The organism is Patulibacter brassicae, from assembly GCF_033949425.1.
GTDB lineage: Bacteria > Actinomycetota > Thermoleophilia > Solirubrobacterales > Solirubrobacteraceae > Patulibacter > Patulibacter brassicae.
The window spans coordinates 778,230-804,083 of record NZ_JAXAVX010000001.1 but is presented as its reverse complement, the minus strand read 5'-3'; the positions used below and the strand labels follow the sequence as shown (position 1 = coordinate 804,083).

Genomic DNA, 25,854 nt, shown 5'->3' with positions numbered 1-25,854 from the left:
ACCACGAGTGGCGTGTCCGTCCTCCCCTGCGGTCTGCGTAGGGGAGGACGGACGCGCCGCTCGCAGGGCCGGAGGGTCGTGAGGAGAGCGGACGGCCCCGAGGACAGCGGGATCAGACGGGCACCACGGCGCGCCAGACCTCGTCGTCGCCGGCGTTCGCCTCGCCTCGGCGGCGGAGATGGTCGAGGTGCGCCCAGGTCTCCATCTGCGCGAGCATGCGGTCCGCGGCGGTCGTCGCCCGCGCGCCGAAGATCCGATCGCTGAGCTCGGCGAGCGGCACGGCACCGTGCTCCAGGGCCGCCCGGAGGCGGTCCAGACGCACTTCGTGGTGCCGGACGAGCTGGGCCGCACGGGCGTGCCCGTCGGCGTAGGGCGCCCCGTGGGACGGCAGCACGAGGGCCGGGTGCAGATCGCCCGCGCGGAGCAGCGACGCGAGGAAGTCCGCCAGCGCGTCCGAGCCGTCGAACGCGGGCTGCACGTTGGGCGTGAAATCGGGGAGCAGGAGGTCGCCGCAGAGCAGGACGCGGTCGGACGGCCGCCACAGGCAGAGGTGGGCGGGCTCGTGGCCGGGGGTCCAGAGGACCTCCCAGTCCCCGAGCCGATCGCCGTCGGCGAGCTCCTGGACGGCCGGGACGCCGGAGATCAGCTTCCGGAACCCGCGGAACGCGTTCGCGGAACCGTCGCCCGCCCCGGGTCGCGGCCCGGTCGGCGCGCCGTCCCCCGTCGGAGCGCCCCCGGTGAAGTCCATGGCGACCTGGAAGCTCTGGCGGCATGCGGCGTGGGCCAGCACCGTCGCGGCCAGCTCCGAGGCCCCTCCCCAGTGGTCGACGTGCCCGTGCGTGATCAGCACGTGCTCCGGTTCGATGCCCGCGTTCGCGAGCGTCGCCGCGACGACGCCCTCGCGATCCACCGGGCCGGGGTCGACGAGCACCCACCGACCGTCGACGTCGATGAGGTGCACGTTGAGATGGTCGGGCGACGAGATCGGCAACGCGATCGTGAAGCGGAGGACGCCGGGGGCGGGGGCGTCGACGGACGGGACGTTGGGCATGGTCGTCTCGATTCGGGGCGGCGTCAATCTCGGGCGAGGACGTGAATGGCGCAGACGCTGCCGCCGCCGACCATGTGGCAGAGACCGACCCGGGCTCCGTCGATCTGCCGGTCCTCGGCCTCGCCCCGCAGCTGCAGGGTCGTCTCCCAGATCTGCGCGAGGCCCGTCGGCCCGCCGGGGTGACCGCGGCCGATGAGTCCGCCGTCGGTGGAGAACGGGATCCGCCCCCCGAGCTTGGTGGCGCCGGTCCGGACGAGCTCGTCGCCGTCGCCGTCCGCACAGAGGCCGAGGAGCTCGTAGTACTCCAGCTCCTCGATCGGGAACGCGTCGTGGACCTGGACGAGATCGAGGTCCTCGGGGCCGACACCGGCCTGCTCGTACGCCTCGCGGGCGGTGTACCTGGTCATCTCCGAGGCGCCGGTCACGGGACCGACGAAGACGTGGTCGGGCTGGTGGCGCTCTGTCTGCAACGCCGACGCGGCGATCCGGACGAACGGCCGATCGGGGCGCAACCGCTCGGCGACCTCGCGGGTGCAGACCACCGCGGCCGCGGCCCCGGCGCCGACGGCCGCGCTCATCTTCGACGTCAGCGGGTCGGCCACCATGCGCGAGGCGAGGATCTCCTCGCTCGTCACCACGTGCGTGGCGCGACGCTGGGCCATCGGGCTGAGCGCCGCGTGGTTCCAGTTCTTGGCGGCGATCTCGGCGAAGACCTCGGCAGAGGTGCCGCGATCCTCCATGCGGCGGCGGGCCCAGAGGGCGAAGAAGGCCGCAGGCAGCACGACTCCGTCGACGCTGGCCTGACGATCGCCCGGGGGCGGTATGGCCTCCATGTCGTCGAACGCGAGCGCGAGCGCGACGTCGCAGTGACCGCCGAGGACCGCGTGGTACGCCTCGCGGAAGGTCGTCGACCCGGTCGCGGACGCGTTGACGATGTGCTGCACCGGAACGCCCGTGAGGCCGAACTCCTTGACGGTGATCACGCCGGTCATCAGCGGCTGGGTGATGTGCCCGACGTAGACGGCCCCGACCTGGTCGAAGGTGACGCCCGCGTCGCGCATCGCAGCGGTGCCGGCGCGATAGGCCATCTCGCGGAGCGAGACGTCACCCATGCGACCGAACGGGTACATGCCGACGCCGGCCACGCCGACGTCGTCCGGGGTTGGAGGAGTGCCGATGGCCATGCGGTTAATGTACATTAACCAGCGTCCCGCACACCCGACGACGACGCGAAGGGGCCACCGTGGCACCAGAGAGCCCGATCTACACCTCCACCGATCCCGAGCTGTTTCGCGTCGAAGGAACGACGCCCGTCCTCATGGGCAGCCGGTGCTCGAACTGCGAGATCTCGTTCTATCCCCGACGATGGATCTGCGCGGTCTGCATGCGCGAGGTCGCCGACGTCGACTTCGCGGGCACGGGCACGCTCGCGGCCTACACCTACGTCGCAACGCCGGTCTACGGTCGGAAGGCGCTCTCGGGCGACGGGTACGGGATCGGTCAGATCGACCTGGACGAGGGCGTCCGGGTCCAGGCCATCATCGGAGGCACGTCAGCGGACTGGGGAGTCGGCCAGCGCTTCGCCGCGCGGGTGGCGCCGATCGGCGACGTGGAAGACGGTCGTCAGGCCGCGCTCTACGAGTTCTGGCCCGATCCGTCGCCCTGAGCGCGCGGCCCGCCCCGGGCGTGTCGAGCGGCTCCGCGGCCTCCCCTCGGGTCCCGCGCTGTGCCCTTCCACCGCGCGGGCGCCCACGCGCTGCGCGCGTGCTCAGGGCACCAAACGGGCGGTCGCGCCGTCGACGAGGTCGACGAGCAGCGTCGCGTGATGCGCGTCCCCACGCAGGGATGCGGGCCAGTGCGCCGCAGAGAGCAACATGCCGATCAGGGCGTGGGCGGACGCTTCGAGCTCACGGGCCGGGCGGTTCGGTGCGCAGCGCGCCACCGCCTGCACCCAGCGGTCGGCGAAGGCCCGCTGCCGCCGGCGCAGGCGCACCCGGTCCGCCTCGGCGAGCGCACGCTCCTCGCGCATGTACACGCTCACCAGGGCCCGGTCCGCCAGCGCGAACTCCGCATGGCTGCGCGCGAGCGCCCGGAGGTTCTCGCGAGGATCGTCCAGCGGCGGTCCGGCGAGCTCCAGCAACCGGTCCATCGCCTCGTCGAAGAGGGTCGTCAGGATCTCGGCCTTGCTGGAGAAGTGCCGGTAGATCGCCGGGCCGCTCATCCCGACGGCGGCGCCGATGTCGTTGACTCCAACGGCTGAGAACCCGCGATCGTAGAACAGATCCTTGGAGGCATCCAGGATCATCCGCTCGCGCATCGCGCGGAATGCTATCGCCACGTTGCGCGAGTCGGATGTGCCCTCACCTCATTCCGCGTACAGCCCGTCCAGGACGTCGGCATACTTCTCGTAGACGACGTTGCGCTTGATCTTCGAGGTCGGCGTGAGCTCGCCGGTCTCCTGCGACATCTCGTGGTCGAGGATGGCGAACTTCTTGACCTGCTCGACGCGAGCGTAGGACGCGTTGGCAGCGTCGATCGCCTCCTGCACGGCGGCGAGGATCTCCGGATCCTCGCGAACCGCACTCGCGGAGGCGTCGCTACGCCCTTTCTCCGCGGCCCACGCCGCCAAACGCTCGGGGTCCAGCGACACCAGCGCGACGGGGTAGGGACGACGGTCGGCGTACATCACCGCGTTGCTGATCCACGCAGAGCGCTTGAGGTCGTTCTCGAGGTTCGCCGGGGCGATGTTCTTGCCGCCGGCCGTGATGATGATGTCCTTCTTGCGGCCGATGATGTAGAGGTACCCGTCGTCGTCGATCCGCCCGAGGTCGCCCGTGTGCAGCCACCCGTCGACGAGCGACTCCGCCGTCGCCTTCGGGTTCCCGTGGTAGCGCCCGAACACGTTCGGGCCACGGACGAGCAGTTCGCCGTCCTCAGCGATCCGCAGGTGGACCCGGGGCAACGCCCGACCGACCGATCCCCAGCGGTGGTGCTCGGGTGTCGACAACGTCGCCGCGGTCGACGTCTCGGTCATCCCGAAGCCCTCGAGCACCGGGACGCCCGCGGCCCAGAAGAACTGCAGGACCTCGGCCGCGATCGGGGCGGCACCCGAGACCGCCCGACGGACCCGCCCCCCGAACGCGTTGCGGACGTTGGAGAACAGCTTCTCGTCGAACGCGTCGTAGGCGCGTTGCAGGTCCTCGGGGACGTCCTGGCCGGCGAGTCGCAGATCCTCGACCTGCCCACCGACCTCGACCGCGCGCGCCAGCGTCTGCGCATCGACGGCGGAGGTCACCATGCCGTAGATCTTCTCGAAGATCCGCGGGACCGACGGGAGCATCGTGGGCCGGACCTCGGAGAGCTCCGGGATGATCTGCGTCGTGTCGCCCCCGAAGTACGCCACGGTGACGCCCCGGTCCAGCGCGGAGAGCTGGATCAGGAGCGCCATGGCGTGCGCCAGCGGCAGGAACAGGTAGACGACGTCCTCGGACTCGATCAGCCCCGCCTCCCGGACGATCTCCAGCATCGCCCGGTAGTTCCCCTGCGAGAGCACGCAGCCCTTCGGGGGCCCGGTCGTGCCCGACGTGTAGATGATCGTGTAGTCGTCGTCGGGCGTCACGGCCTCGACCCGCCGGCGCAGCTCGTCCGGAGAGGTCGAGGCCCCGCGCGAGATCACGTCGGCGAGCGTGAGGTCCGCGTCATCACCGACCTCGCCGTCGATGACGACGACGTGCTCGAGCTGCGCCAGGCCGTCCCGGATCTGCCGGACCTTCGCGGCCTGTTGCGCGTTCTCGACCACCACGACGCGCGACGCCGCGTCGCCGAGCACCCAGGCGCACTCCTCCGGCGAGTTGCTGGGGTAGATCGGCACGACCACCAGGCCGGCGGCGGTGACCGCCAGCGAGACGGTCGTCCACTCCGGGCGGGTCTCGGCCAGGATCGAGACGCGATCCCCGTGGTCCAGCCCGAGGGCGAGGAAGCCTCGGGCGATCGCGTCGATGCGGTCGTGCAGGTCGCCGTAGGTGACCTCCGGCCACGCACCGTCCTGCTTGTGACGCAGCGCGACGTCGTCGCGCCGGCCCTCGGCGAGCGTGGCGGCGAACGCCGCGACCGTGGTGCCGCCAGGAGCGGCGTCGCCGGTCATCGCACGGCCGCCGGCTCCGGGCGCGGCGCGGTTCGGCGCGCCCGCGCGAGGCACTCGTCCGCGAGCCGATCACCCGCGAGGCCGAGACCACCGACGAGGCGGCGCGAGAGCTGCGCCCGCCGGAAGTAGAGCGGTGCGTCGTGCTCCCAGGTCGCGCCGATGCCTCCGTGCACGTTGATCAGGCTGCGTGCGGCGAAGTCCAGCGCGTGGCCCGCGGAGTAGCGGGCGGCGCTGGCCGCCATCGGCAGGTCGTCGGGGCTGGCGCCTGCGGCCCAGCCGACGTTCACCAGCAGGGCCCGGGCGTTCTGCAACCGGCGCAGGACCTCGACGAGCTCGTGCTTGATGGCCTGGTACGAGCCGATCGCTCGTCCGAACGTGTAGCGCTCCTTCGCGTACGCGCCGGCGAGCTCCAGGGCTCGATCCACGGTCCCGACGCCCTCGGCCGCCAACAGCGCCTGGGCGGTGTGCCACGCGCCCGCGATCTCCTCCTCGGAGCAGTCCAGGACGACCGCGGCCGCTCCGTCGAGGGTGATGTTCGCCATCGAGCGAGTGGCGTCGTACCGGGTCTCGCTCGTGACGGTGACACCGTCCGCCGAGGCATCGACGACCAGGGCCGTCGGGCGCCCGTCGTCGGTGGCGACGACCACGAGCAGGTCAGCCCCGGGCGCGTCGGGAACCCAGGCGACCGTGCCGGTGACGGTCACGTCGGATCCAGAGCGGTCCACCACCGGCGCCGGGATGCGCTCGCCGTCGAGGCCGTCCACGGTCCACACGCCGTCGTCCAACCGCGGCGAGGGCGGGCACGCGGGGAGGTAGACCGGCCGGGTCTCACCCTCCGCCGTGGGCCCGGCGGCGTCGTGATCGGCGGCGCTCAGGAGCGCGGCGGCGGGGACGAGCCCGATGAACGGGACGGAAGCGAGGGTCCGTCCGAGCTCCTCGGCCACGAGCATCGCCTCGAAGACCCCCAGCTCGATGCCGCCGTGGCGCTCGGCGACGACGAGTCCCGGCCACCCGGCGTCGACCGCCGCGGGCCAGATGTCGGGCAGTGCGCCAGGTGTCTCCAACGCCTCGCGGGCGGCGGCGACGCTGTCGAAGCGGGACAAGGTCCCCCGTGCGGCGTCCCGGAGCGCGATCTGCTCGTCGGTCAGTTCCAGATTCATGCTGCGATTCCTTCCCGCTGGCGCGCGACGAGGTCGTCGAACGTGATGTTCTTGTCCAGGCGCGGCTCGGGCGGCATGCCCAGGACGCGCTCCCCCACGGTGTTGCGCAGGATCGGTTCTGCTCCGCCCGCCGACTTCAGGCCGGGCAGGAAGGAGATGTGGTACGCCCACTCTCCCGGCTCGACGAGCGCGTCCGGGCCGTTGACGTCGGCGATGAGGTCGCCCGCGGTGATGGCCGCGTTGACCGTGGTGATCTTCGCGAGGCCGAACTCCGGTCCGGGCACGCGACCGTCCTCGAGCTGCGAGAGCGACTGGAAGCCGCGGAACCGGACGGCGAGCAACTCGGCGGCGACGTCCGCGAGCTTGGCACGGAGGCCGCTCTCGCGATCCATGCGCGAGCTGCCGGCCACGGCACCGGCGAAGCGCTCGGGGCTGTAGCCGAAGCCCTCGGTACCCAGGCCGATCATCATCCGCTCGTACATGAGCACGGTAAGCGCGGCACCCCAGCCCCCGCCGACCTCACCCATGACCATCTCGTCGCCGCCGACGACGACGTCGTCGAGGAAGACCTCGTTGAACTCCGCCTCGCCGGAGATCTGACGCAGGCCGCGGACCGTGACGCCGTCGGCGTCCATCGGCACGACGAACATGGTGAGGCCCTTGTGCTTGGGCTGGTCGCCGTCGGTCCTCGCGAGGCACATCCCGAAGCGCGCGAACTGCGCGTTCGTGGTCCAGACCTTCTGGCCGGTCAGACGCCAGGACCCGTCGTCGCCTCGTCGGGCGCGGCACTGGACCGCGGCGAGGTCGGAGCCGGCCGCCGGCTCGGAGAACAGCTGGCACCACACCTCGTCGCCGTGCAGGAGCGGCGCGAGGTAGCGCTCCTTCTGCGCCGGGGTCCCGTGGACCATGATGCACGGGCCCATCAGGCCCAGGCCGATCACGTCGATCCCGCCCGGGACGCCGGCGGCGACGAGCTCCTGGTTGACGATGAGCTGCTCGACCGGTCCTCGGCCCGGTCCGCCGAACTCGCTGGGCCAGGTCACGCCCACGAGCTGGCGCTCGGAGAGCTGGCGCTGCCACGTCCGGCGTGCCTCGATGTACTCCGAGTCCTCCATGTCGCCCATGGGTGCCGGCGCCTCGTGGCGGTGCTCCGCCAGCCACTCGCGCACCTCGGCGCGGTACGTCGCCTGTTCGGGAGAGTCGTCCAGATCCATCTCTTCGCTCCTTCGTGCCGAAGCCGGCACATCTCGGGTTCCCGTTCACGGAATGCGTCCCAGGCGCCCGCGCCGCCACGGAAGCCGTCAACGGCTCGTGGGCGATCGCGGAACATCACGATTCGCGTGGCACCACGGTCCGCAAGGGCGGTGATGCGCCCCCGCGGACCAGGCGCCACGACGCCGCCTCCCTTCCAAGAGGTTAGCGAGAATTAACTGGCCCGCCAAGGTTGAATCCATCATTCGCAGGCCCCCGGCCCATCCCGTCCCGGGGTGGTCAGCCGACGGGTGCCCGGGCGACCGCGCCGGCCGTACATCGCTCGGCGGGCGGGCCCTGGCCGACGGTTCGGGGCCGGCCGGTCGCCCGGTCGGCGACGAAGCGGACGACCGAACCGAAGGTGTTCCCGCGACCCGCGCGAACACGCCACCGGCCGGGTGCCGATCGTTGGGTGTGGCGCCGCCGTTGCCGTCCGTGGGGCGTCGTGCCCGTCGCCGGCCACAGCCGCGGACAGGACTCGTCGGCGGCGTCGCGCAGCGACTCCGCGGCGCCGGTCGCCCCCCGGCTCGTCAAGCGTTGGTCGGGCAGGGCGACGTGCGGCCCCGCCCGAACCCGTGCATCACGTCGTCGAGCTGCCCCAGGTGCTCCACGCCTCGGGGAGTGCCTCACCGCCCTGGGTGAAGTGGACCACGTCGACGACGAGGAAGAGCGCGGTCGCCTCGGCAAGGGTCGTGTACTGCTCGTCCATCAGGCGCGCCGACAGGTGCAGCTTGCGACCGTCGCGTTCGACTACTCGGGCCTCGACGTGCAGGGGCTGATGCAGCAGCGTCGGAGCTCGGAAGCTGACGTTGAGGTTGGCGGTGACCGCCGGGGTCTCGAGAACGACGAGGACCGACCCGAGCGCATCGTCCAGGACAGTGGCGACGGCGCCCCCGTGCGCGATGCCCGGAGCCCCCTGTTGGCGCCGGTCGAACGTGACCTCGCCTCGGACGACGTCCCCGTCCAGACGAGTGCGCAGCTGCATGCCCGCAGGGTTCTCCGACCCGCAACCCAGACAGTGGGGGTGGTGCTCAGGGATCGTGCCGTCGCTCATCATCTTCATGCGGAGAGATCCCCGGCCGCGACGGCGTCGTGCGCCAGGCACCTGACCCCTTGCAGGGTCGCGCGAGAGCGCCCGGGCCGGCAGCGCAGGACCAAGCGTGTCAGCGTCGAACGGGGGTACGGACCAGTGAGGTCGTCGTGCTGGACCATTGCTTCAGCGTACATGGAATTCCCCGATCGGGGAAGACTGCGGACGTACGCGCCGCGGCACCCCTGCCGCAGCCTCGCGGTCCCCAGGCCCACGCCGCGGACCGCTTAACCACCGCGGCTCGGAGATCGCGAAGCTCGGCGGACGACACCCTGGGTCTCAGTCATCGCCGCGTCGCCCGAGCCGATCGGACGGTCGATGCTCGCACGTGCTCCGCGACCGTCGGACCACCGACTCGAGGTCCGCTCCTACAGACGGCTCGACGGGTGCGCCGCCGCCTTCAGCCACGCGCGGAAGGCGTCGATGGCGTCTTCGAGCGCCGGCGTGGACCCCGTGCTGGCCCATTCCAGCGCGAGCCCCTGGATCCAGGCGAGCGTCGTGATCTGCACGGTCTGCTGCGGGAACATGAGCCGGCCCCCACGGGCTCGGTGAGCGTCGATCAGAGCGTCGATCATGCGACGCAGCTGGTCCGACGCGGCGGCCGCGGCCGGGGCGAGCGATGCATTGGTGATCGCCTCCGTCTGCAGACCGAGCCACGCGACGAGCAGTGCCCGGTCCCGTGTCAATCCGTCCCACGAGGCGCTGAGACCGATGTCGATGATGCTGTCCGCGTCATCGAGTGCCTCGACCGCTTGCATGATCTGCCCGACGAGACGCGCGATCAGGTGGTCCGCCGCCTCGATCAGCAGGCCATCACGAGACACGAAGTAGTACGAGATCGCACGCTTCGGAACCCCGGCCTCCTCTGCTACCCGCTGCAGGGACGTGTCCGCGTACCCGTCGCGGGCGAGGCACCGCAGCGTCGCTTCGAGAATCTGCTCGGCGCGCTCGGCGCCCTTGCGGGTCAGGTGCGTCGGCCGGCTCATGGATGGCGCTGGATCGGGGCTGAGCCTGGGTCGGGTGGGCGGGGCGCGGTGAAGAGGGGCCCGGTGAGTGGCGACCTCCGCCCGGGAGAGCGGAATGGGATCGCGCCCCGGGCGTCTTCAGTATCCCGGAACGACGGGAGCTCGGCGCTGCCGCTCATCGGACGACGTGGCGCCTGCCGGGACCGGAGCGCTGCCATCCGGATTTTTCTCCGATCGGCGCACAAAAGTGGTACGTTCGAAACGTATCGGAGTGTCGTCGGCGCGAACACAGCGGCTGCGGCCATCATCGTCATCCGAAGAGGTGAACACCATGGGCACTATCACGTTCGTCGAGCACGACGGCACCGCGCACGAGGTCGAGCTGGTGGAGGGCGTCTCGTTGATGGAGCTCGCCACGAACAACGGCGTGCCGGGGATCGACGGCGACTGTGGCGGCGAGGCGTCGTGCGGCACGTGCCACGTGATCGTCGACGACGCGTGGATCGGGACCACGGGGACGCGCTCGGACGAGGAGAGCGCGATGGTGGAGATGTCGGCGGAGTGCGCCGCGAACTCGCGTCTCGGGTGCCAGTTGCGCGCGTCGTCGGACTTCGACGGGCTCGTCGTGCACCTGCCCGAGTTCCAGATGTAAGCGCGTCGAAGCACCACGGACCACGAACAAGGGAAGCGAACCACCATGCCGAAGACCGAGAGCAACCTCATCGAGCGGACGAAGGTCCGGGCGAGCGACATCCTGCAGGCGACCGTGCCTGCTGAACGCGTCATCCAGGGAGTGAGCCTCGCTCTGCGGGCCAAGCGCCTGGTCGGGGGCGACAAGCCCTTGGTGTTCAAGGAGCAGCCGATCCCGGACCCGGCCGATGTGCCGCTGGAGCGGATCGACGTCAGCAACCCGTTCATGAACCGCCAGGGCCAGTGGTACCCGTACTTCAAGCGTTTGCGCGAGGAGGCGCCGGTCCACTACCAGGCCGACAGCCCGTTCGGTCCGTTCTGGTCGATCACCCGGTACGCCGACATCCAGGCCGTGGACTCCAACCCGGACGACTTCTCGGCCGAGCCGTTCATCGTGCTCGGGCCGCCGCCGTTCAATGCCGAGATGTTCATCGCGATGGACCCGCCGAAGCACGACGTGCAGCGCCGGGCGGTGCAGGGCGTCGTCGCCCCGAGGAACCTCAGGGAGATGGAGTCGCTGATTCGCGAGCGCGTGCAGGACGTCCTCGACAACCTGCCGACCGACCGGCCCTTCGATTGGGTCGAGCGCGTCTCGAAGGAGATCACCGGCCGGATGCTCGCGACGCTGCTGGATTTCCCCTACGAGCAGCGGCACAAGCTCACCTACTGGTCCGACACGATCAGCGGTTCCGCGGACGCCACCGGCGGCACGACCCACCAGGACGACGTGTTCCCTGCGGCGCAGGAGCTGGCCCGGAGCTTCACGGCGTTGTGGCACGACAAGGCGGCGCGGCGGGCCGCGGGCGAGCCGGACGGCTTCGACCTGATCACGCTGATGCAGACGTCGGAGGACACGAAGGACCTCATCAAGAAGCCGTTCGAGTTCCTCGGCAACCTCACGCTCCTGATCGTCGGCGGCAACGACACCACCCGCAACTCGATGTCCGGCGGCGTCCTGGCCCTCAACCGGTTCCCGGACGAGTTCGAGAAGCTCAAGGCCGACCCGAAGCTGATCCCGAACATGGTCTCGGAGATCATCCGCTGGCAGACCCCGCTGGCCTACATGCGCCGCGTCGCGACCCGCGACCTCCACTTCCGCGGGCAGTTCATCCGCAAGGGCGACCCGATCCTCATGTGGTACGCGTCGGGCAACCGCGACGAGGCGAAGTTCGAGGACGCCGATCGGCTGATCATCGACCGCAAGAACGCCCGCAACCACATGTCGTTCGGGTTCGGCGTGCACCGCTGCATGGGCAACCGGCTCGCCGAGATGCAGCTGCGGATCCTGTGGGAGGAGCTGCTCGAGCGGTTCGACCGCATCGAGGTCGTCGGCGAGCCCGGCTACGTGCAGTCGAACTTCGTCAAGGGCTACAGCGACATGCAGGTTCAGCTCACCCCGAAGCCCGAGCGCGAGCAGGAGCCGGTGCGGGTCGAGGCGACCTCGGGCGCCTGAGCCGCGACGGCGACGAGCGACGAGGGGACGGGGATGGGACACGGACGGGTGATCGTGGTCGGCGCCGGGCACGCGAGCGCGCAGCTCTGCCTGAGCCTGCGCCGGGGCGGCTTCGACGGCGAGATCGTGCTGGTCGGCGACGAGCCGTCGCTGCCCTACCAGCGGCCGCCGCTGTCCAAGACGTTCCTTCACGGGACGACGACGCTCGACGACCTCCTGATCCGCAAGCCCGAGTTCTACGAGAAGGAGGACGTGGGCTTCCGGCACGCCCGCGTCACCGGGATCGACCGCGAAAACAACACCGTCGAGCTCGACGACGGCGAGCGACTGGCCTACGACCACCTCGTGCTCTGCACCGGCGCGCGGCCGCGGCCGCTGGACGTCCCCGGCGACGACCTTGACGGCGTGCACGCCCTGCGCGACGCCGCCGACATCGAGGCGATCCGGGGCACCCTCCGGACCGCCGGCCGGGCCGTCATCGTCGGCGCCGGCTACATCGGCCTGGAGGCCGCCGCGTCGCTGCGCAAGCTGGAGGTCGAGGTGACGGTCCTCGAGGTCGCCGCCCGCGTGCTGCAGCGCGTCACCGCCCCCGAGGTCTCCGCCTTCTACGACCGCGTGCACCGCGAGGAAGGCGTCGACCTCAGGACCGGCGTCGGCGTCGCGGGGTTTCAGGGCGACGGGCACGTCCGGGCGGTCCGCCTCACGGACGGCACCGAGATCCCCGCGGACCTCGTGATCGTCGGGGTCGGCGTCCTGCCCAACGTCGAATTGGCCCGCGACGCCGGCATCGAGGTACAGGACGGGATCGTCGTCGACGAGCACGGCCGCACCGACGACCCCCGGGTCTTCGCCGCCGGTGACTGCGCCAATCATTTCGACGCGCGGTACGGGACGCGGATGCGGCTGGAGTGCGTCGCCAACGCCAACGAGCACGCCAAGGCGATCGCCGGCGCAATCTGCGGCAACGAGAAGCCCATCTCCGCGCTGCCGTGGTTCTGGTCCGACCAGTACGACCTCAAGCTGCAGATCGCCGGCCTGAGCACCGGTCACGATCAGATCGTGCTGCGCGGTGACCCGGCCGACGGTCGCAGCTTTGCGTGCTTCTACCTCGCCGACGGGCGGCTGATCGCCGCGGACTGCGTGAATCGCCCCAAGGAGTTCATGTTCAGCAAGCGCGCGATCACCGAAGGCCTGCACCCCGACCCCGCCCACCTGACCGACCCCGACATCCAGCTGGCGTCGCTCCTAAGCGCCCCCACCGCGACCGCCCGATGACCCCGACCACCCTTTCCATGGAGGTTGCGTCGTGAGCATTCCCGCCGCCCCGTCGATCCCCCAATCGTTCCCGCACCGCCGCGCCGGTCACTGCGCGTCCGGTGCGCTGCGCGACCTGCTCGAGTACCACGGCCTGGACTACGGCACCGGGCCGCTCAGCGAATCGCTGGTCTTCGGGCTTTCCGGCGGTTACGGGTTCTTCTACGGCGACCAGCTGCCAGGCGTTCCGTTCTACCTCGTCGGCCGGGTCGGCTCGTTGGAGCACGACATCGCCGCGCACCTCGGCGGCACCGTCCACGTCCAGAGCACCGACGATCCCGATCGGGGCTGGCAGGCCATCAAGGACGCGATCGACCAGGGCGACCCGCCGCTGGTCTGGGCCGACATCGCGCACCTCGAGTACCTGCGGGTGCGGATGGTCAACACCCGCCACGCGATCGTGATCTGCGCCTACGACGACGACCAGCAGATCGCATGGGTCGCCGACAACGACCGCGACGAGCTACAGCCCTGCTCCTACGCCAGCCTGCGCCGCGCGTTGAACTCGACCGGGTTCCCGAGCCCCAACCGCTGCACCCGCTTTCGGTACGACTGGCCGGCCGCCCTCCCTGACCTGCATGACGCGGTGAGGGCCGCCGCGGCGACGACGTCGAGGAACATGCGCGAGAAGCCCGACGCCGTCGGCGGCCTTCACGGCAGCGCCGGCCTGGCCGGCGTGACGCACTTCGCCAGCGCCTTCCCCGCCTGGCCCGACATGTTCAAGGACACCCTCCCGCAAGTCCTCGGCCTCCTGGCCGTCCTGATCATCAAGGCCGGCACCGGCGGCGCGATGTTCCGCTCCCTCCAGGCCGAGTATCTCCAGGCCGCAGCAGACACCCTGCGGGACCGCGCCGTCGCGGAGGCCGCGACCGTCGCCACCGCCCTCTCAGAACAGTGGGAGGCCCTGGCCGCCAGTGCCGCGTCGCACGACCTCAACGCAGCGCGCGAGAACGTCAAGCGCATCGACCACCTCGAGTACGCCGCGCTCGAGGCGCTCGAGGCGTTGCTGTGAGGGTCGCGCCCGACGGGTCGATTCCCGAGCATCACCCCAACTGCCTGGGCTGCGGATCGCAGAACCCCTGCGGCATGGGGCTCCGCCTGCACGTCGACGGTGACTGCGTCCGCGGCAACGTCACCTTCGACGACCGCCACGAGGGCGCGCCCGGGATTGTGCACGGCGGCGCAATCGCCACCGTCCTGGACGACACCCTCGGACTGCTCCTCGTCGTCCTCGGCACCCCTGCCGTCACCGCGAACCTCAGCGTCGACTACCGCGCACCAGCGCTCCTGCAGACAGAGATGATCGTCGAGCGGTGGCTGGAACAACGCGTCGATCGAAAGTTGCACCTCCGAGCGGACCTCTCCATCGACGGCCAACCGGTCGCACAGGCACGCGCGCTCTTTCTCGCCGTCGAAGTCGCGCACTTTGAGAAAGGCGGCCGGACGCTGCTCCCCAACTGGGCCGACTGGGGACCCAGCCTATGAGCACATCCGCAGCGACCGGTCTCCGCATCACGTGAGACGTACCACGTCCCGTTGCTCGGGGATTCCTGAAGGCCCTCCTCGCTCCGGCTACCGGAGCATCTAACCGGGCGTGGAGTTCTGCGGTCCGGTGCGGCGCGACACCTGCCAACGCCGTCGGGAAAGAACTCGGCTATCGGGGTGGATCCCGTGGGCGCTGACGCTTCAGGCCGCTGGGATTGGTCGGTTCGGGTCAGTGTTTCCAGGTGCCGGCGACCTGCGCCGGGGTCTTGTAGCTCCATTCCTGGGTTGGGGCCGGTCATGATAGGTCCCAATGTAGGCGCCGATCACGACCCGGGCGTGGTCGAGGGCCTTGAACTCCTCGCGCCAGACGCAGCCCTGTTTGAGCTTGCCGAACCACGACTCGATGAACGCTGGGACTCCGGGTCGGGGTAGCCGCCACGACGATGAGCGATCTCGCGCTCGGCGAGGCGGGGCGGGGCGCGAAAGCGCTTGCCGGTGTAGGCGGTGCCCGGTGTCGGTTCCCAGCGTCAGGGTCGCGGACGGTCGCGCGCTCCAGGCCGGCATGGTCCCGAGCCGTGATCGCCTCATCAGCACGGCACCGAACCTCGAGCCTCCAGCCGTGATCTGCCGGGGTGCTCGCGTTCAGATAGGTCCAGCCGTACTTGGTGACCCGGATCGAGGTCATATCCATATGTCAGAGTTCGTCGGGCCGGGTGACCTCGAAGGACCCAGGGCGCTTGGGCGCCCCTCGGAGCGCTTGAGTTGCAGCAGCTGGTGCTCGCGCATCAATCGCTGGGTCCGCTGCGGTTCACCGGCCCACCGGTCTGTGTGGCGACCGTCCGGGTGCCGTCGGTCGGGTTCGCTCGCGCGACTTCGAGGACGTGGCGATCCCCGACGTCCAGGCATCGGCGCAGCCGTTTGGAGGACGCTCCGGGCGACGGTAGATCGCCCGCCGGCTGATCCGAGCGACCCTGGCGACGGGCGCGACCGGGCGGCCTTGCGCGACGAGTTCGCGGCACCGGGGAACGCGCTCGCTCACTCCCATCCCGCAAGAGTTCCCTCGCGACCTCGATCTCCGTGTTCGTGCGGCCGAGTGCCTGCTCGAGCTTGGACCTGGGCGCGGAGGTCGTCATTCTCGCTGCGCTCGGCCTTGCCCGAAAGTGGCTGGGGGCCCGGGCGAGGAACTGCTCGCGCCCCCTGCACAAGAACGTTTCGGAAACGTCGTGCTCGCGACACCGACCGCGCCACGGTCGTCTGGCCGCGCAGCGACGCGATCACGAGTTCGGTCTTCTGCTGCGCGGTGAACTTGCGGTGCTTCCGGGTCTCGCCTGTCCGGGAACTCATTCCTCGCAGCCGAAGTGTCAACTCCTCCACGGGTCCACGCCAAGAACAACGCCATCGAACGACCAGCTTCACAGGTCGGCTCGTTCACCGCCCGTGCGCGCGTTCGCCGGCGACCTGGCCCCCGGCCGGGCGACGCGCGAGCGGCTGGACCGCCGGGCCCTCGAGGACGGTGCCGTCGGCGGCGTCGAAGCGGGACCCGTGGCACGGGCAGTCCCACGAGTGCTCGGCGTCGTTGAAGCGCAGCTCGCAGCTCATGTGCGTGCAGACCGGCGAGTGCAGGTGCAGGGCGCCGTCGACGCCGCGGAAGGCGGCGGTCCGCTTGCCGCGGTGGCGCACGATGCGTCCCTCGCCGGGACGCAGCGCGGACGGTTCCTCGCCGCTGGGTCGCAGCCGGTCGCCGACGAGGTGCAGCGGCACGTCGGCGTTCCACTGCGCGAGGCGCAGGGCCGCCCGGGGCGCGAGCAGCTGCCGCGGCCGCGAGGGGCTCCAGAGCGCCGCGTAGCGGTCCTCCTCGCCGAGGATCCGCCGCGCCAGCGCGTGCGCGGCCGCGGTGCCGCCGCTGAGGCCCCACTTGTCGAAGCCGGTCGCGGTCCAGAGCGAGCCGCTCCCGGGGCGGAGCGGCCCCACGAACGGCGCCCGGTCCGGCGTTCGCGGGTCCTGCGACGACCAGCGGTGCGTGACCGTCGCGGAGCCCAGGTGCTCCGTCGTCCAGGACGCGAGCCGCGCGTAGCGCTCCTCGGTGCGGGACTCCTTGCCCGACGGATGGCCCTCGCCGCCGACGACGAGGACGTCCCGGCCGTCGGGTCCGGCGGCGGTGCGGATCGAGCGCGTCGGCGATCCGACGTCGTACCAGCTGCCCGGCGGCAGCTCCTGGACGGGCCCGGCCGCGATCGCGTACGAGCGCTGGGGCTCCATCCGGGCGAAGTAGAGGCCGCGGTCGAGGATCGGGAAGTGCGTGGCGACCACGACGTGGGCGGCCCGCAGCTCGCCGTGCTCGGCGGTGCGGACGCGGCCGCCCGCCTCGCGCACCGCCGTCACGCGCACGCCCTCGGCGATCGTGGCGCCGGCGCGCTCGGCGAGGGTCGCCAGCGCCTGCACGTAGTTGCGGGCGTGCATCTCGCCGCCGCCGTCGACGCGCACCCCGGCGACGACCGCGGTCGGCCCCGGGACCCCGCGGACGAGCTCCGCGGGGAGACCGGCGGCGATCGTCGCCTCGGCCTCGCGCTCGAGCTGGCGCTCCCGCGCGGGGTCGCTCGTGTACGTGTAGGCGGAGCGGTCGCGCCAGTCGGAGTCGATCGCCTCGTCGTGGACGGTCGCCCGCACCCACTCCGTGGCGCGCTGGTTGGCCTCGGCGTACAGCCGCGTCCGCTCGAGGCCGATCGTGCGGCGCAGCTCGTCGTAGCGCAGGCCGTGGGCTGCGGTGACCTTGCCGGTCGTCGAGCCGGTCACGCCGCTGCCCACGCGCCGGGCCTCGACGACGAGCACGTCGCGACCGCGGCGCGCGAGCTCGAGCGCGAGCGTCACGCCGACGATCCCGGCGCCGATGACGATGACGTCCCGGTCACCGCCGAGATCGCCCGGCACGCGGGAGGGCGCGTCGTGGGCGGTCGCGTCCCACAGCGAGGTCGTCGCGGGGTTCGTCATGGCGCTCGGCGGCTCCGATCGGTCGGCGGCGGGGATGGCGGACGACGCGCCGTGCCCGCCGGGCGTGCCCGGGCGCGTCGGAGCATCGGCTACCCGGGGTGGCGGGCGGTACACGTCCGCGGTCGTCGGGGGCGGCCACGCGCATCGGTCGCGATGGCGCAGCGCGCGGGCGACCCGCGTTCGCCGGGCGGGCCGCGCCGGCGTGCCGGCGAGCGCGCCGGGGTAGGAGAGCGCCGTGTCCGACGAGCCCCGCCTGATCGACGTCCGCGTGCCCGACGATCCGCAGGGGCTCGTCCTCGTGCTGCACGGCGGCGGCAGCCGGCGCGAGCGGATGATGGTGAGCCCGCGGCAGCTGTCGGTGCTGCGGATGGTCCCGATCGCCCGCCGGCTGGCGCGCGAGGGCCGGGGCCGCCTCGCCGTGGTGCGGATGCTCAACAGCGCCCGTGGCTGGGCCGGTGCGCCGACGCCGGTCGACGACGTCCGGTGGGCGCTGGCGCACCTGGCGGACCGGTTCGGCCGGCGCCTGCCGACGGGGCTCGTCGGGCATTCGCTCGGTGGTCGCGCGGCGCTCCTGGCCTCGTCGGAGGACGGGGTGCGCAGCGTCGTGGCGCTCGCGCCGTACCTCCTGCCCGGCGACGGGCCGCGGGTGCTCGGCGGGCGGTCGTTCCTCACCGTCCACGGCGACCAGGACCGGATCGCGCGGATCGAGCCGGCCGCCGCCCTCGCGCGCGAGCTCGAGCGCCGCGGTGCCGACAGCGCCTTCGTCCTCGTCGCGGGCGGCCGTCACGCGATGCTGCGCCATCACCGCCGCTTCGACGGCCTCGCGAGCGCGTTCACCGCGACCGTCCTGCTCGGCGAGGAGCCGGCCGGGCTCCTGGCGCGGCTGCGCGGCGGCGAGCGCTGGATCCGGGCGTGAGCGACGATCGGGACCCCGCCGCTCGTGCGCATGCGCGCGACCCGTCGGGGTATCCCCGGGGCATGCGCAACGAGCTCGGAGCCCCGAACGCCACGCGCGACGCGGCGCCCACCACAACCCCCTCGTCCCGGCCCCGCCCCGGGGCCCGTCCCGGATCACCGCCGCGACCGCCGCGCGAGGGCGTCGCCCGCCTCGACGCCCGCCGCCGCCGGGCGCTCGAGGGCCGCGTCAGCGAGCTGCTGCGCGCACGCCGCTCGCCGCCGGACCGCTGAGCCTCACCCGGCGTGGGCGGCGGGTCGGGCGTCCGCGTCCGGCTCCGTTCCGACGCCGAGCACCTCGAGCAGGTCGTGGACCTTGAACGCGAGGGTGAGCCGGAACCCGAGCTCGGGATCGCTCGGGTGCGCGCCGAGGACCTGCTCGATCTTCGCGAGCCGGTACTTCAGCGAGCTCGGCGCGATGTGACATCGCGCTGCGCAGCGGCCGTGGTGTCCCCCGGCGTCCAGGAACGCCCGCGTCGTCTCCAGCAGCGGGGTGCGGTGCGCGCGGTCGTGCGCCAGGAGCGGCGCGAGCGGCTCCCGCGCGACGAGCGCCGCGTTGGCGACGTCCGCCGCGTCGAGGAGGAACCGCAGGGAGCCGAACGCGTCGTAGTGCACGGCCGAGCCCCCGCCCGGCGCGCTACGGGCGAGGCGCAGGCACGAGCTCGCCGCGCGCGCCGAGGAGGCCAGGTCGACGCTGCGCGATCCGACGCCGATGCAGAGCGCGCCGACCTCCGCGCGCGCCGCGGTCCGGACCGCCTCGAGCAGCTCGTCGACGCGGTCGTCGAGCTCGGGCGGCAGCGCGACGAGGACCTCCGTCGCCCGCCGGACGGCGAGCGCCCCGCTCCCGCGGCCGAGCGCCCGCTTCGCGACGAGCCCCCGCACGAGCTCCAGCAGGCGCGTCGCCGCGTCGCCCCCGCCCGCGCTCGCGCCGTCGAGCGCCTACGAGCCGCTCGGCGACATGACGGGGTTCGCGCTCACGCGCGCCGCCGCCGAGCGCGCCTACGCGGACGCCGGCATCGCGGCCGACGACGTCGACCTCGCCGAGGTCCACGACTGCTTCTCGATCGCCGAGGTGCTGCACGCCGAGGACCTCGGCTTCTGCGCCAAGGGCGAGGGCGGGCCGTTCACCGAGGCCGGCGCGTCGGCGATCGACGGCACCGTCGCGATCAACCCGTCCGGCGGCCTCGGCGCCCGCGGGCACCCGATCGGCGCGACCGGCTGCGCGCAGGTCGGCGAGGCGGTGCTGCAGCTGCGCGGCGACGCGGGAGAGCGCCAGGTGCCTGGCGCCCGCGTCGCCCTGACCCACACCCTCGGCGCGTTCGTCCACGGCGCGGCCGCGTCGTGCGCGGTCCACGTCCTCGTCGCCTGACGGCGACGCACCCACCACCCACAGGAGGACCCCATGCAGGATCTCGCAGGCCGCCGGGCGCTCGTCACCGGCGGCGCCCGCGGCATCGGCCGCGCCGTCGCCGAGCTCTTCGTCGAGCGCGGCGCCACCGTGATGCTCGCCGACGCCGACGCCGAGGAGGCGGCCGGCACCGCCGCCGCGCTCGGGGACGCCGCCCGCTCCGTCGCGTGCGACGTCACCGTCGGCGAGCAGGTCGCCGGCGCCGTCGCGACGACCGTCGAGGAGCTCGGCGGGCTCGACGTGCTCGTGAACAACGCCGGCATCGAGATCGTCCAGCCGCTGCTCGACATGCGCGAGGAGGACTTCCGGCGGCTCACGAGCGTGAACCTCACCGGCGTCTGGCTCGGGATGAAGCACGCGCTCCCCGCCCTCGCCGAGAGCCGCGGGACGATCGTGAACCTCGCCTCCGTCGCCGGGATGAACGGCTGTCCGCTGCTCGGGGCCTACTGCGCGTCGAAGGCCGGGGTCATCCAGCTGACCCGGACCGCCGCGGTCGAGCTGCGCGACGCCGGGATCCGCGTGAACGCCGTCTGCCCGGGGTTCGTCGACACGGCGATGGTCGACCGCGCGGCGGTCGCGATCGAGGCGGCGCTCGGCGCGTCCTTCCCCGAGCTCGTCGCGGCGAAGCAGGGCCGGCTCGGGACGGCGGCGGAGGTCGCCGAGACCGTCGCCTACCTCGCCTCGGACCGCGCGGGGTGGACGACGGGGGCGCACTACGTGCTCGACGGCGGCCTCTCCGCGAGCCTCCTCTGACGCGGTCCGGGCGCCGCGCGAACGCCGCGCCGGGTCGTGGTCGGCCCGCGGGCGCGGCGGTAGGGTCGGGCCGTGGAGGCGACGGAGGAGACCACCGGGCGCCGCGCGGACCGGGCCCGGATGCCGGCGGCCGCCCGGAGCCTCGCCGACCGCATCGACGCGCGGGCGATGTCCGCGCGGGTGCTGGCGCGGGTGCTCCACGAGGTCTTCCCGACGCGGGCCGGCGACGAGGAGTTCCTCGCGGCCCTCGACGAGAGCGTCCACGACAACGTGCAGGCCGTGCTCGACGTCATCGCCGGCCGGCTGCGGATCGCGGCCGCCGAGCCGGTCGGCGCGATCGCGCTGATGGACGTCCTCGCCCGGCTCGGCGAGCCGACGAGCAGCGTGGAGCGCGGCTACCGGATCGGGCAGTGGGAGATCTGGGAGCAGTGGGTCGCCGCGGCCCGGGACGCCGCGGGCGACGATGCGGAGGCGCTCGTGCCGCTGCTGCTCGAGCCGGTCCGGACGCTCTTCGACTACATCGACTCGATCCTCATGACGGTGCTCGAGCGCTACGAGGAGCACCGGCGCGAGCTCGACCGGGCGCGCCTGCACCAGCGGATGCTCATGCTGCGGCAGATCCTCGACGGCAGCCACGAGCCGGCGCCCGCCGACGCCGCGACGACCCTGCGCTACGACTGCCTGCTGACCCACCGCGCGGTCGCGCTCGTCGCGGACGACCGCGTGGCGGCGGAGCGCGCGCTGGAGCGGCTGCGGCTCGCCCTCGAGGCGCCCGACGGGCTGCTGCACCAGGACAGCGTCCACGGCTGGGCGCTGTGGATCGGTCGCGCGACGCCGCCGTCCGCGGCGCAGCAGCGCGCGTTCCGCCGGGAGCTCGACGCGCTGGGGCTGCCGGCCGGGGTGAGCGACCCGGCCGACGGGTTCGCGGGCCTGCGCGACACCCTGCACCAGGCGCGTCAGGCGCTGCGCGTCGGCCAGGCGCTCGGCGTGCGGACGTCCTGGTTCGCCGACGTCCGGCTCGAGGCGCTGCTGCTCGGCGAGGAGGAGCAGGCGGCGACCTTCGTCCGGTCCGTGCTCGGGCCGATCGGCGGCGAGGACGAGCGCAGCGCCCGCCTGCGCGAGACGATCGCCGCCTGGCTGGAGACCGGCAGCCACGTCAGCGCGGCCGCTGCGCTCGGGGTCCACGAGCACACCGTCCGCAACCGGCTGCGCCAGGCGGAGGAGCTGCTCGACGCGCCGCTGGCCCAGCGCCGCACGGAGCTCTCCGTGGCGCTGCGCCTGCGGCGCGTCGTCACCTGACCCGTTCGGGTGGCCGCGCGCTCCCCTGGCCGAAGGCGGCCGGCGCGGCCGGGCGACCCCCGTGGCCCGACCGCGCCGTGAACCGCGGGAGGGGGCGCGGCGCGGGGCCGGCGCGGGATCGAGTCGACGGGTCGGAGGGGTGCCGATGCCTCCCGGAACCGGGCCGCCGGGAGGAAGTTGCGGCGGGCCGGGGCCCGCGCCCGGCGAATCCCGAACCCGGGCCGCGGTCCGTCTGGCGGCGGTCGCGCCTCCTCGTCGTCGCCAGAGGACCGGCGCGCGACGGCGCGCCTCGGTCGTCGCCGACGGGCCGCTCCGCGAGCGGCCGCATCCCCGCGCGCGACCCCCCGACGGCCGGGGGGTCGGACGGCGTAGACCGCGCATCGGGCCTCGTCGCCGGCACCTGTTGGGGACATCCGGCGCCCCGGCATCCGGGGCAGCCGGGCACGGACCGAACGACGAAGGGAGCACCCCCATGCACCTCGAGCACGATCAGGCCGAGACCACCCCCGAGCGCGAGCGCCGCGGCGTGCGGCGCCTGCTGCCGCGCCGCGGCACCGGCCGCACCCGCGCCGTCCTCGTCGGGGCCGGCGTCCTGGCCTTCGGGATCGCCCCGCTGACGTACGCCGCGACCGGCGGGAACCTCATCCTCGGGGAGCGCAACGCCTCCACCGACGAGACCGAGGTCATCGCCACCACGGACGCGGGACCGGGGCAGAAGGGCGGCTACTCGACGCGCCAGTCGAATCTGTCGACGACCGGGGGCGGCGCGATCTACGGCTGCCGCTCGACCGCCCGGACGGCGCCGAACGACCTGAAGAACCCCTGCCTGCGAGCGAACAACCTGTCGACCGGGCTCGCCTTCGAGTTCCGGGCGACCCGGGGCACGCTCGGCGGCGACATCAGCGTCGCCAACGGCGGGGATCAGACGCGCCCGTTCACGACGAATGCCACCGGGGTGGCGACCGGCTTGAACGCCGACCGCGTCGACGGCCTCCACGCCGAGGATCTCGCGAAGGGCGCCGCCGCGATCGCCGCGAAGGAGGCGTCGGAGCAGGCCGCGGCCGCGAAGTCGCGCTGGGCCCTGGTGAACGAGAAGGGCGAGATCGAGGAGCAGTCGGGCGGGTTCAAGGTCATCGACTGCTACGGCACGAACGACAACTGCTACCTCGACGCCGGCTCGACGGTCGCCGGCCACGGCATCACCGCGACGATCGCGCTGCAGAACGAGGTCGACGTGGACGGCACCGCCGGCGCGGACCCGAGCTTCTCGGGCGAGATCTCCGCGGCCCGCTGCCAGGTGGCGAACGTCGTGACGTGCGCCCCGGACGGCGCGAAGACGGAGAACGCCCTCGTCGTGAGCCCGCGCAACAGCGACGGCTCGGCGACGACCGACGGCGCGCGCAAGCGCTTCTACGTCGAGCTCACCGGCTGAGGCGACCGCGTCGGGGGGCGGGTCGGCGCCGCCCCCGGCGGACGCGGGATCAGGGGCGCGGTTCCCCGCGGTACGGGTCGACGGGCCGCTCGACGACGACGCCCCGCGCACGGTTCAGCACGAGCAGGCTGAGGATCAGGCCCAGGGCGCCGACGATCATGAGGATGAGGCCGACGGTCTCGAGCTTCACGCCCGCGACCGACGCCGTGACGGCGAAGCGCAGGATCGCGCCCACGGCGATGAGGAAGAGGCTGGTGCCGATGGACATGCCTGCTCGGTACCCGGAGCCGGCGATCGCCACGCATGGGACCCGGGCACCGGGCCCCGCGTCCCCTAGGGTCGGGCCATGTCGCTGCACCGGTCCGGTTCCTCCGCCAGCGCGCGTTGCCCGTCGCTGGCGGTCAACCCCCTGCACCACCCCGCGGCCGGCGAGGTCCCGCGCGACGCGCTGCCCGCGGCGAGCATGGACCCGCGGGCCGCGCAGCGGATCGTGCAGGACGAGCTGCTGCTCGACGGCAACGCGCGGCTGAACCTCGCGACGTTCGTGACGACGTGGATGGAGCCCGAGGCGCGCGAGCTCATGGCGTCGGTGTTCGACAAGAACATGATCGACAAGGACGAGTACCCGCAGACGGCGGAGCTCGAGGCCCGCTGCGTCGCGATGCTCGGCCGGCTGTGGAACGCCCCCGCGCGGGACGGCGAGGCGCCCGCCGACGCGACGGCGACGACCGGCGCGACGACCGCGGTGGGCTGCTCGACGACCGGCTCCAGCGAGGCGGCGATGCTCGCGGGCCTCGCGCTGAAGCGGCGGTGGGAGGCGCGGCGTCGCGCCGCGGGCGAGCCGACCGATCGCCCGAACATCGTCATGGGCGCCAACGTCCAGGTCTGCTGGGAGAAGTTCGCCCGCTACTGGGACGTCGAGCCGCGGCTCGTGCCGATGGAGGGGGAGCGCTTCCACCTCGACGCGCCGACGGCGGTGGAGCGCTGCGACGAGCGGACGATCGGCGTCGTCGGGATCCTCGGCTCGACGTTCGACGGCTCCTACGAGCCGATCGCCGAGATCGCCGCGGCGCTCGACGACCTGCAGGCGCGCACGGGCCTCGACGTCCCGCTGCACGTCGACGCGGCGTCGGGCGGGTTCGTCGCGCCGTTCCTCGACGAGGAGCTCGTCTGGGACTTCCGGCTACCGCGCGTGGCGTCGATCAACGCGTCGGGGCACAAGTACGGGCTCGTCTACCCCGGCGTGGGATGGGCGCTGTGGCGCGAGCCGGCGCTGCTGCCCGAGGAGCTCGTCTTCCACGTGAGCTACCTCGGCGGCGACATGCCGACCTTCGCGCTGAACTTCTCGCGGCCGGGGGCGCAGGTCGTCGCCCAGTACTTCCAGTTCCTGCGCCTGGGCATGGACGGCTACCGGCGGGTGCAGCAGGGCTCGCGCGACACGGCGATGCGCCTCGCCGACGGGCTCGAGGCGACGGGCGCGTTCCGCCCGCTCACGCGCGGAGACGAGCTGCCGGTGTTCGCCGTGACGCTCGCCGACGACGTCGACGCCTTCTCGGTCTACGACGTCTCGGCGACGCTGCGCGAGCGCGGCTGGCTCGTCCCGGCCTACCCGTTCGTCGAGGCCCGCGACGACCTCCACGTCCTGCGCGTCGTGGTGCGCAACGGCTTCAGCGACGACCTCGCCGACCTCCTGCTCGCCGACGTCCGTCGCGCCCTGGCGCGCCTCGCGCGGCAGCCCGCCCCGCTCCGGGGCGCCGAGCACGCGGACTTCTCCCACGGCGCGCACCGGCAGGCCGGCACGCGCCGCCGCGACTGACCGGGTCGCCGGGCGCGATCCTGCGCCGCCCCCGAGCCGGCCGGCGTCCCGCCCGCCGGCGACGACGAGGCGCGTCGGTGGCAGGCGGATCCGACGACGACCAACCAGCGGGGCGGCCTGCCGCTGCGGTTCCTCCTCACGGGCTCCCCGATCGCCCCGGTCGAGCCCGCCGCAGGCCCGCGCCGCGCGCGGGGGAGGGGAGCGCGCCGCGCAGCGCGTCGTCCAGCAGCCCTCGGAACGTCGGGCAGTCGACGTGCCGCGGGGCGGGGCACGCGGCGACGTGGCGCAAGCCGTCGCGGACCGCCTCGAGCCGATGGATCGTCGCGTCGACGGCGTCGGCGCGGGCGAGCAGCGCGGGTCGATCGATGCGCACCGCGTCGTCGTCGCCGAGCATCGCGCCGATCTCGTCCAGCGAGAAGCCGGCGACCCGCCCGAGCGCCACGACCGCGAGGCGGTCGAGCACGCCCGCCGCGTACTGCCGGCGCAGGCCGCGCCGGGCCGTGGGTCGGATGAGCCCGCGCTCCTCGTAGTAGTGCAGCGTGGAGGCGGGGAGCCCGGACGCCCGCACGACCTCGCCGATGTCCAGATCCATCGCTTGACC

24 protein-coding genes are annotated in these 25,854 nt (G+C 72.9%); 12 read left to right on the top strand and 12 right to left on the bottom strand.

From position 1 onward, the window contains the following. Window positions 1–112: 112 nt before the first annotated feature. On the bottom strand, window positions 113–1,051 hold the full coding sequence (locus SK069_RS03720; protein ID WP_319952835.1) for an MBL fold metallo-hydrolase: 939 nt from the start codon (window positions 1,049–1,051) through the stop codon (window positions 113–115). Between the two features lie 23 nt (window positions 1,052–1,074). Further along, window positions 1,075–2,235: a thiolase family protein gene (locus SK069_RS03715; protein WP_319952834.1), complete on the bottom strand. Its 1,161-nt coding sequence runs from the start codon at window positions 2,233–2,235 to the stop codon at window positions 1,075–1,077. A gap of 59 nt (window positions 2,236–2,294) precedes the next feature. On the opposite strand from SK069_RS03715, the gene SK069_RS03710 reads away from it, so the two are divergent. Then, window positions 2,295–2,717 (top strand): Zn-ribbon domain-containing OB-fold protein, encoded by a 423-nt coding sequence (locus tag SK069_RS03710; protein ID WP_319952833.1) that lies wholly within the window; start codon window positions 2,295–2,297, stop codon window positions 2,715–2,717. A 102-nt stretch (window positions 2,718–2,819) separates the two neighbouring features. On the opposite strand, the gene SK069_RS03705 is transcribed toward SK069_RS03710, so the two are convergent. From SK069_RS03705 to SK069_RS03680, 6 genes are all read right to left on the bottom strand, one after another. Continuing rightward, a complete protein-coding gene (locus SK069_RS03705; protein WP_319952832.1) occupies window positions 2,820–3,368 on the bottom strand; it encodes a TetR/AcrR family transcriptional regulator in 549 nt (182 codons plus the stop codon). 48 nt (window positions 3,369–3,416) lie between these two features. Continuing rightward, window positions 3,417–5,195, bottom strand: coding sequence for an AMP-dependent synthetase/ligase (locus SK069_RS03700; RefSeq protein WP_319952831.1), 1,779 nt, complete (start codon window positions 5,193–5,195; stop codon window positions 3,417–3,419). Further along, window positions 5,192–6,355, bottom strand: a complete 1,164-nt coding sequence (locus tag SK069_RS03695; protein WP_319952830.1) for an acyl-CoA dehydrogenase family protein — start codon at window positions 6,353–6,355, stop codon at window positions 5,192–5,194. Before SK069_RS03695 ends, SK069_RS03700 begins: the two co-directional genes overlap by 4 nt. Continuing rightward, on the bottom strand, window positions 6,352–7,569 hold the full coding sequence (locus SK069_RS03690; RefSeq protein ID WP_319952829.1) for an acyl-CoA dehydrogenase family protein: 1,218 nt from the start codon (window positions 7,567–7,569) through the stop codon (window positions 6,352–6,354). Before SK069_RS03690 ends, SK069_RS03695 begins: the two co-directional genes overlap by 4 nt. A gap of 617 nt (window positions 7,570–8,186) precedes the next feature. Beyond that, complete coding sequence (locus SK069_RS03685; RefSeq protein WP_319952828.1) at window positions 8,187–8,669, bottom strand: PaaI family thioesterase; 483 nt, start codon at window positions 8,667–8,669, stop codon at window positions 8,187–8,189. A 395-nt stretch (window positions 8,670–9,064) separates the two neighbouring features. Further along, window positions 9,065–9,682, bottom strand: a complete 618-nt coding sequence (locus tag SK069_RS03680; RefSeq protein ID WP_319952827.1) for a TetR/AcrR family transcriptional regulator — start codon at window positions 9,680–9,682, stop codon at window positions 9,065–9,067. Window positions 9,683–9,992: 310 nt separating this feature from the next. Here SK069_RS03680 and SK069_RS03675 point away from each other — a divergent pair, with 310 nt between their 5' ends. The 5 genes from SK069_RS03675 to SK069_RS03655 all read left to right on the top strand — a co-directional run bounded on the left by SK069_RS03675 (window position 9,993) and on the right by SK069_RS03655 (window position 14,603). Continuing rightward, window positions 9,993–10,313: a 2Fe-2S iron-sulfur cluster-binding protein gene (locus tag SK069_RS03675; protein WP_319952826.1), complete on the top strand. Its 321-nt coding sequence runs from the start codon at window positions 9,993–9,995 to the stop codon at window positions 10,311–10,313. Between the two features lie 45 nt (window positions 10,314–10,358). Further along, window positions 10,359–11,804, top strand: coding sequence for a cytochrome P450 (locus tag SK069_RS03670; protein WP_319952825.1), 1,446 nt, complete (start codon window positions 10,359–10,361; stop codon window positions 11,802–11,804). Between the two features lie 33 nt (window positions 11,805–11,837). Beyond that, entirely contained in the window at window positions 11,838–13,079 is a 1,242-nt protein-coding gene (locus SK069_RS03665) for an NAD(P)/FAD-dependent oxidoreductase (RefSeq protein ID WP_319952824.1), read from the top strand. Between the two features lie 31 nt (window positions 13,080–13,110). Further along, window positions 13,111–14,130 (top strand): BtrH N-terminal domain-containing protein, encoded by a 1,020-nt coding sequence (locus SK069_RS03660; protein WP_319952823.1) that lies wholly within the window; start codon window positions 13,111–13,113, stop codon window positions 14,128–14,130. Between the two features lie 74 nt (window positions 14,131–14,204). Next, window positions 14,205–14,603 (top strand): PaaI family thioesterase, encoded by a 399-nt coding sequence (locus SK069_RS03655; protein WP_319952822.1) that lies wholly within the window; start codon window positions 14,205–14,207, stop codon window positions 14,601–14,603. Between the two features lie 1,428 nt (window positions 14,604–16,031). Here the strand turns inward: SK069_RS03655 and SK069_RS03650 are convergent. Further along, complete coding sequence (locus SK069_RS03650; protein ID WP_319952821.1) at window positions 16,032–17,591, bottom strand: FAD-dependent oxidoreductase; 1,560 nt, start codon at window positions 17,589–17,591, stop codon at window positions 16,032–16,034. Window positions 17,592–17,826: 235 nt separating this feature from the next. Here SK069_RS03650 and SK069_RS03645 point away from each other — a divergent pair, with 235 nt between their 5' ends. Further along, the gene (locus SK069_RS03645; protein WP_319952820.1) at window positions 17,827–18,507 is read left to right on the top strand and encodes a dienelactone hydrolase family protein; all 681 of its coding nucleotides are present in this window, start codon (window positions 17,827–17,829) and stop codon (window positions 18,505–18,507) included. A 275-nt stretch (window positions 18,508–18,782) separates the two neighbouring features. Here SK069_RS03645 and SK069_RS03640 read toward each other — a convergent pair whose 3' ends face one another. Next, the gene (locus SK069_RS03640) at window positions 18,783–19,427 is read right to left on the bottom strand and encodes a PucR family transcriptional regulator (RefSeq protein ID WP_319952819.1); all 645 of its coding nucleotides are present in this window, start codon (window positions 19,425–19,427) and stop codon (window positions 18,783–18,785) included. 76 nt (window positions 19,428–19,503) lie between these two features. On the opposite strand from SK069_RS03640, the gene SK069_RS03635 reads away from it, so the two are divergent. The 4 genes from SK069_RS03635 (at window position 19,504) to SK069_RS03620 (ending at window position 23,437) form a co-directional block, all read left to right on the top strand. Further along, window positions 19,504–19,914: a thiolase C-terminal domain-containing protein gene (locus SK069_RS03635; RefSeq protein WP_319952818.1), complete on the top strand. Its 411-nt coding sequence runs from the start codon at window positions 19,504–19,506 to the stop codon at window positions 19,912–19,914. A 33-nt stretch (window positions 19,915–19,947) separates the two neighbouring features. Next, on the top strand, window positions 19,948–20,706 hold the full coding sequence (locus tag SK069_RS03630) for an SDR family NAD(P)-dependent oxidoreductase (protein ID WP_319952817.1): 759 nt from the start codon (window positions 19,948–19,950) through the stop codon (window positions 20,704–20,706). A 72-nt stretch (window positions 20,707–20,778) separates the two neighbouring features. Beyond that, window positions 20,779–22,005: a PucR family transcriptional regulator gene (locus SK069_RS03625; protein ID WP_319952816.1), complete on the top strand. Its 1,227-nt coding sequence runs from the start codon at window positions 20,779–20,781 to the stop codon at window positions 22,003–22,005. A gap of 472 nt (window positions 22,006–22,477) precedes the next feature. Then, the gene (locus tag SK069_RS03620) at window positions 22,478–23,437 is read left to right on the top strand and encodes a hypothetical protein (protein WP_319952815.1); all 960 of its coding nucleotides are present in this window, start codon (window positions 22,478–22,480) and stop codon (window positions 23,435–23,437) included. A gap of 49 nt (window positions 23,438–23,486) precedes the next feature. On the opposite strand, the gene SK069_RS03615 is transcribed toward SK069_RS03620, so the two are convergent. Then, on the bottom strand, window positions 23,487–23,705 hold the full coding sequence (locus SK069_RS03615; protein ID WP_319952814.1) for a DUF6458 family protein: 219 nt from the start codon (window positions 23,703–23,705) through the stop codon (window positions 23,487–23,489). Between the two features lie 78 nt (window positions 23,706–23,783). Here SK069_RS03615 and SK069_RS03610 point away from each other — a divergent pair, with 78 nt between their 5' ends. Continuing rightward, window positions 23,784–25,253 (top strand): glutamate decarboxylase, encoded by a 1,470-nt coding sequence (locus SK069_RS03610; RefSeq protein ID WP_319952813.1) that lies wholly within the window; start codon window positions 23,784–23,786, stop codon window positions 25,251–25,253. A gap of 136 nt (window positions 25,254–25,389) precedes the next feature. Here SK069_RS03610 and SK069_RS03605 read toward each other — a convergent pair whose 3' ends face one another. Beyond that, window positions 25,390–25,845 (bottom strand): helix-turn-helix domain-containing protein, encoded by a 456-nt coding sequence (locus SK069_RS03605; protein WP_319952812.1) that lies wholly within the window; start codon window positions 25,843–25,845, stop codon window positions 25,390–25,392. Window positions 25,846–25,854 lie beyond the last annotated feature (9 nt).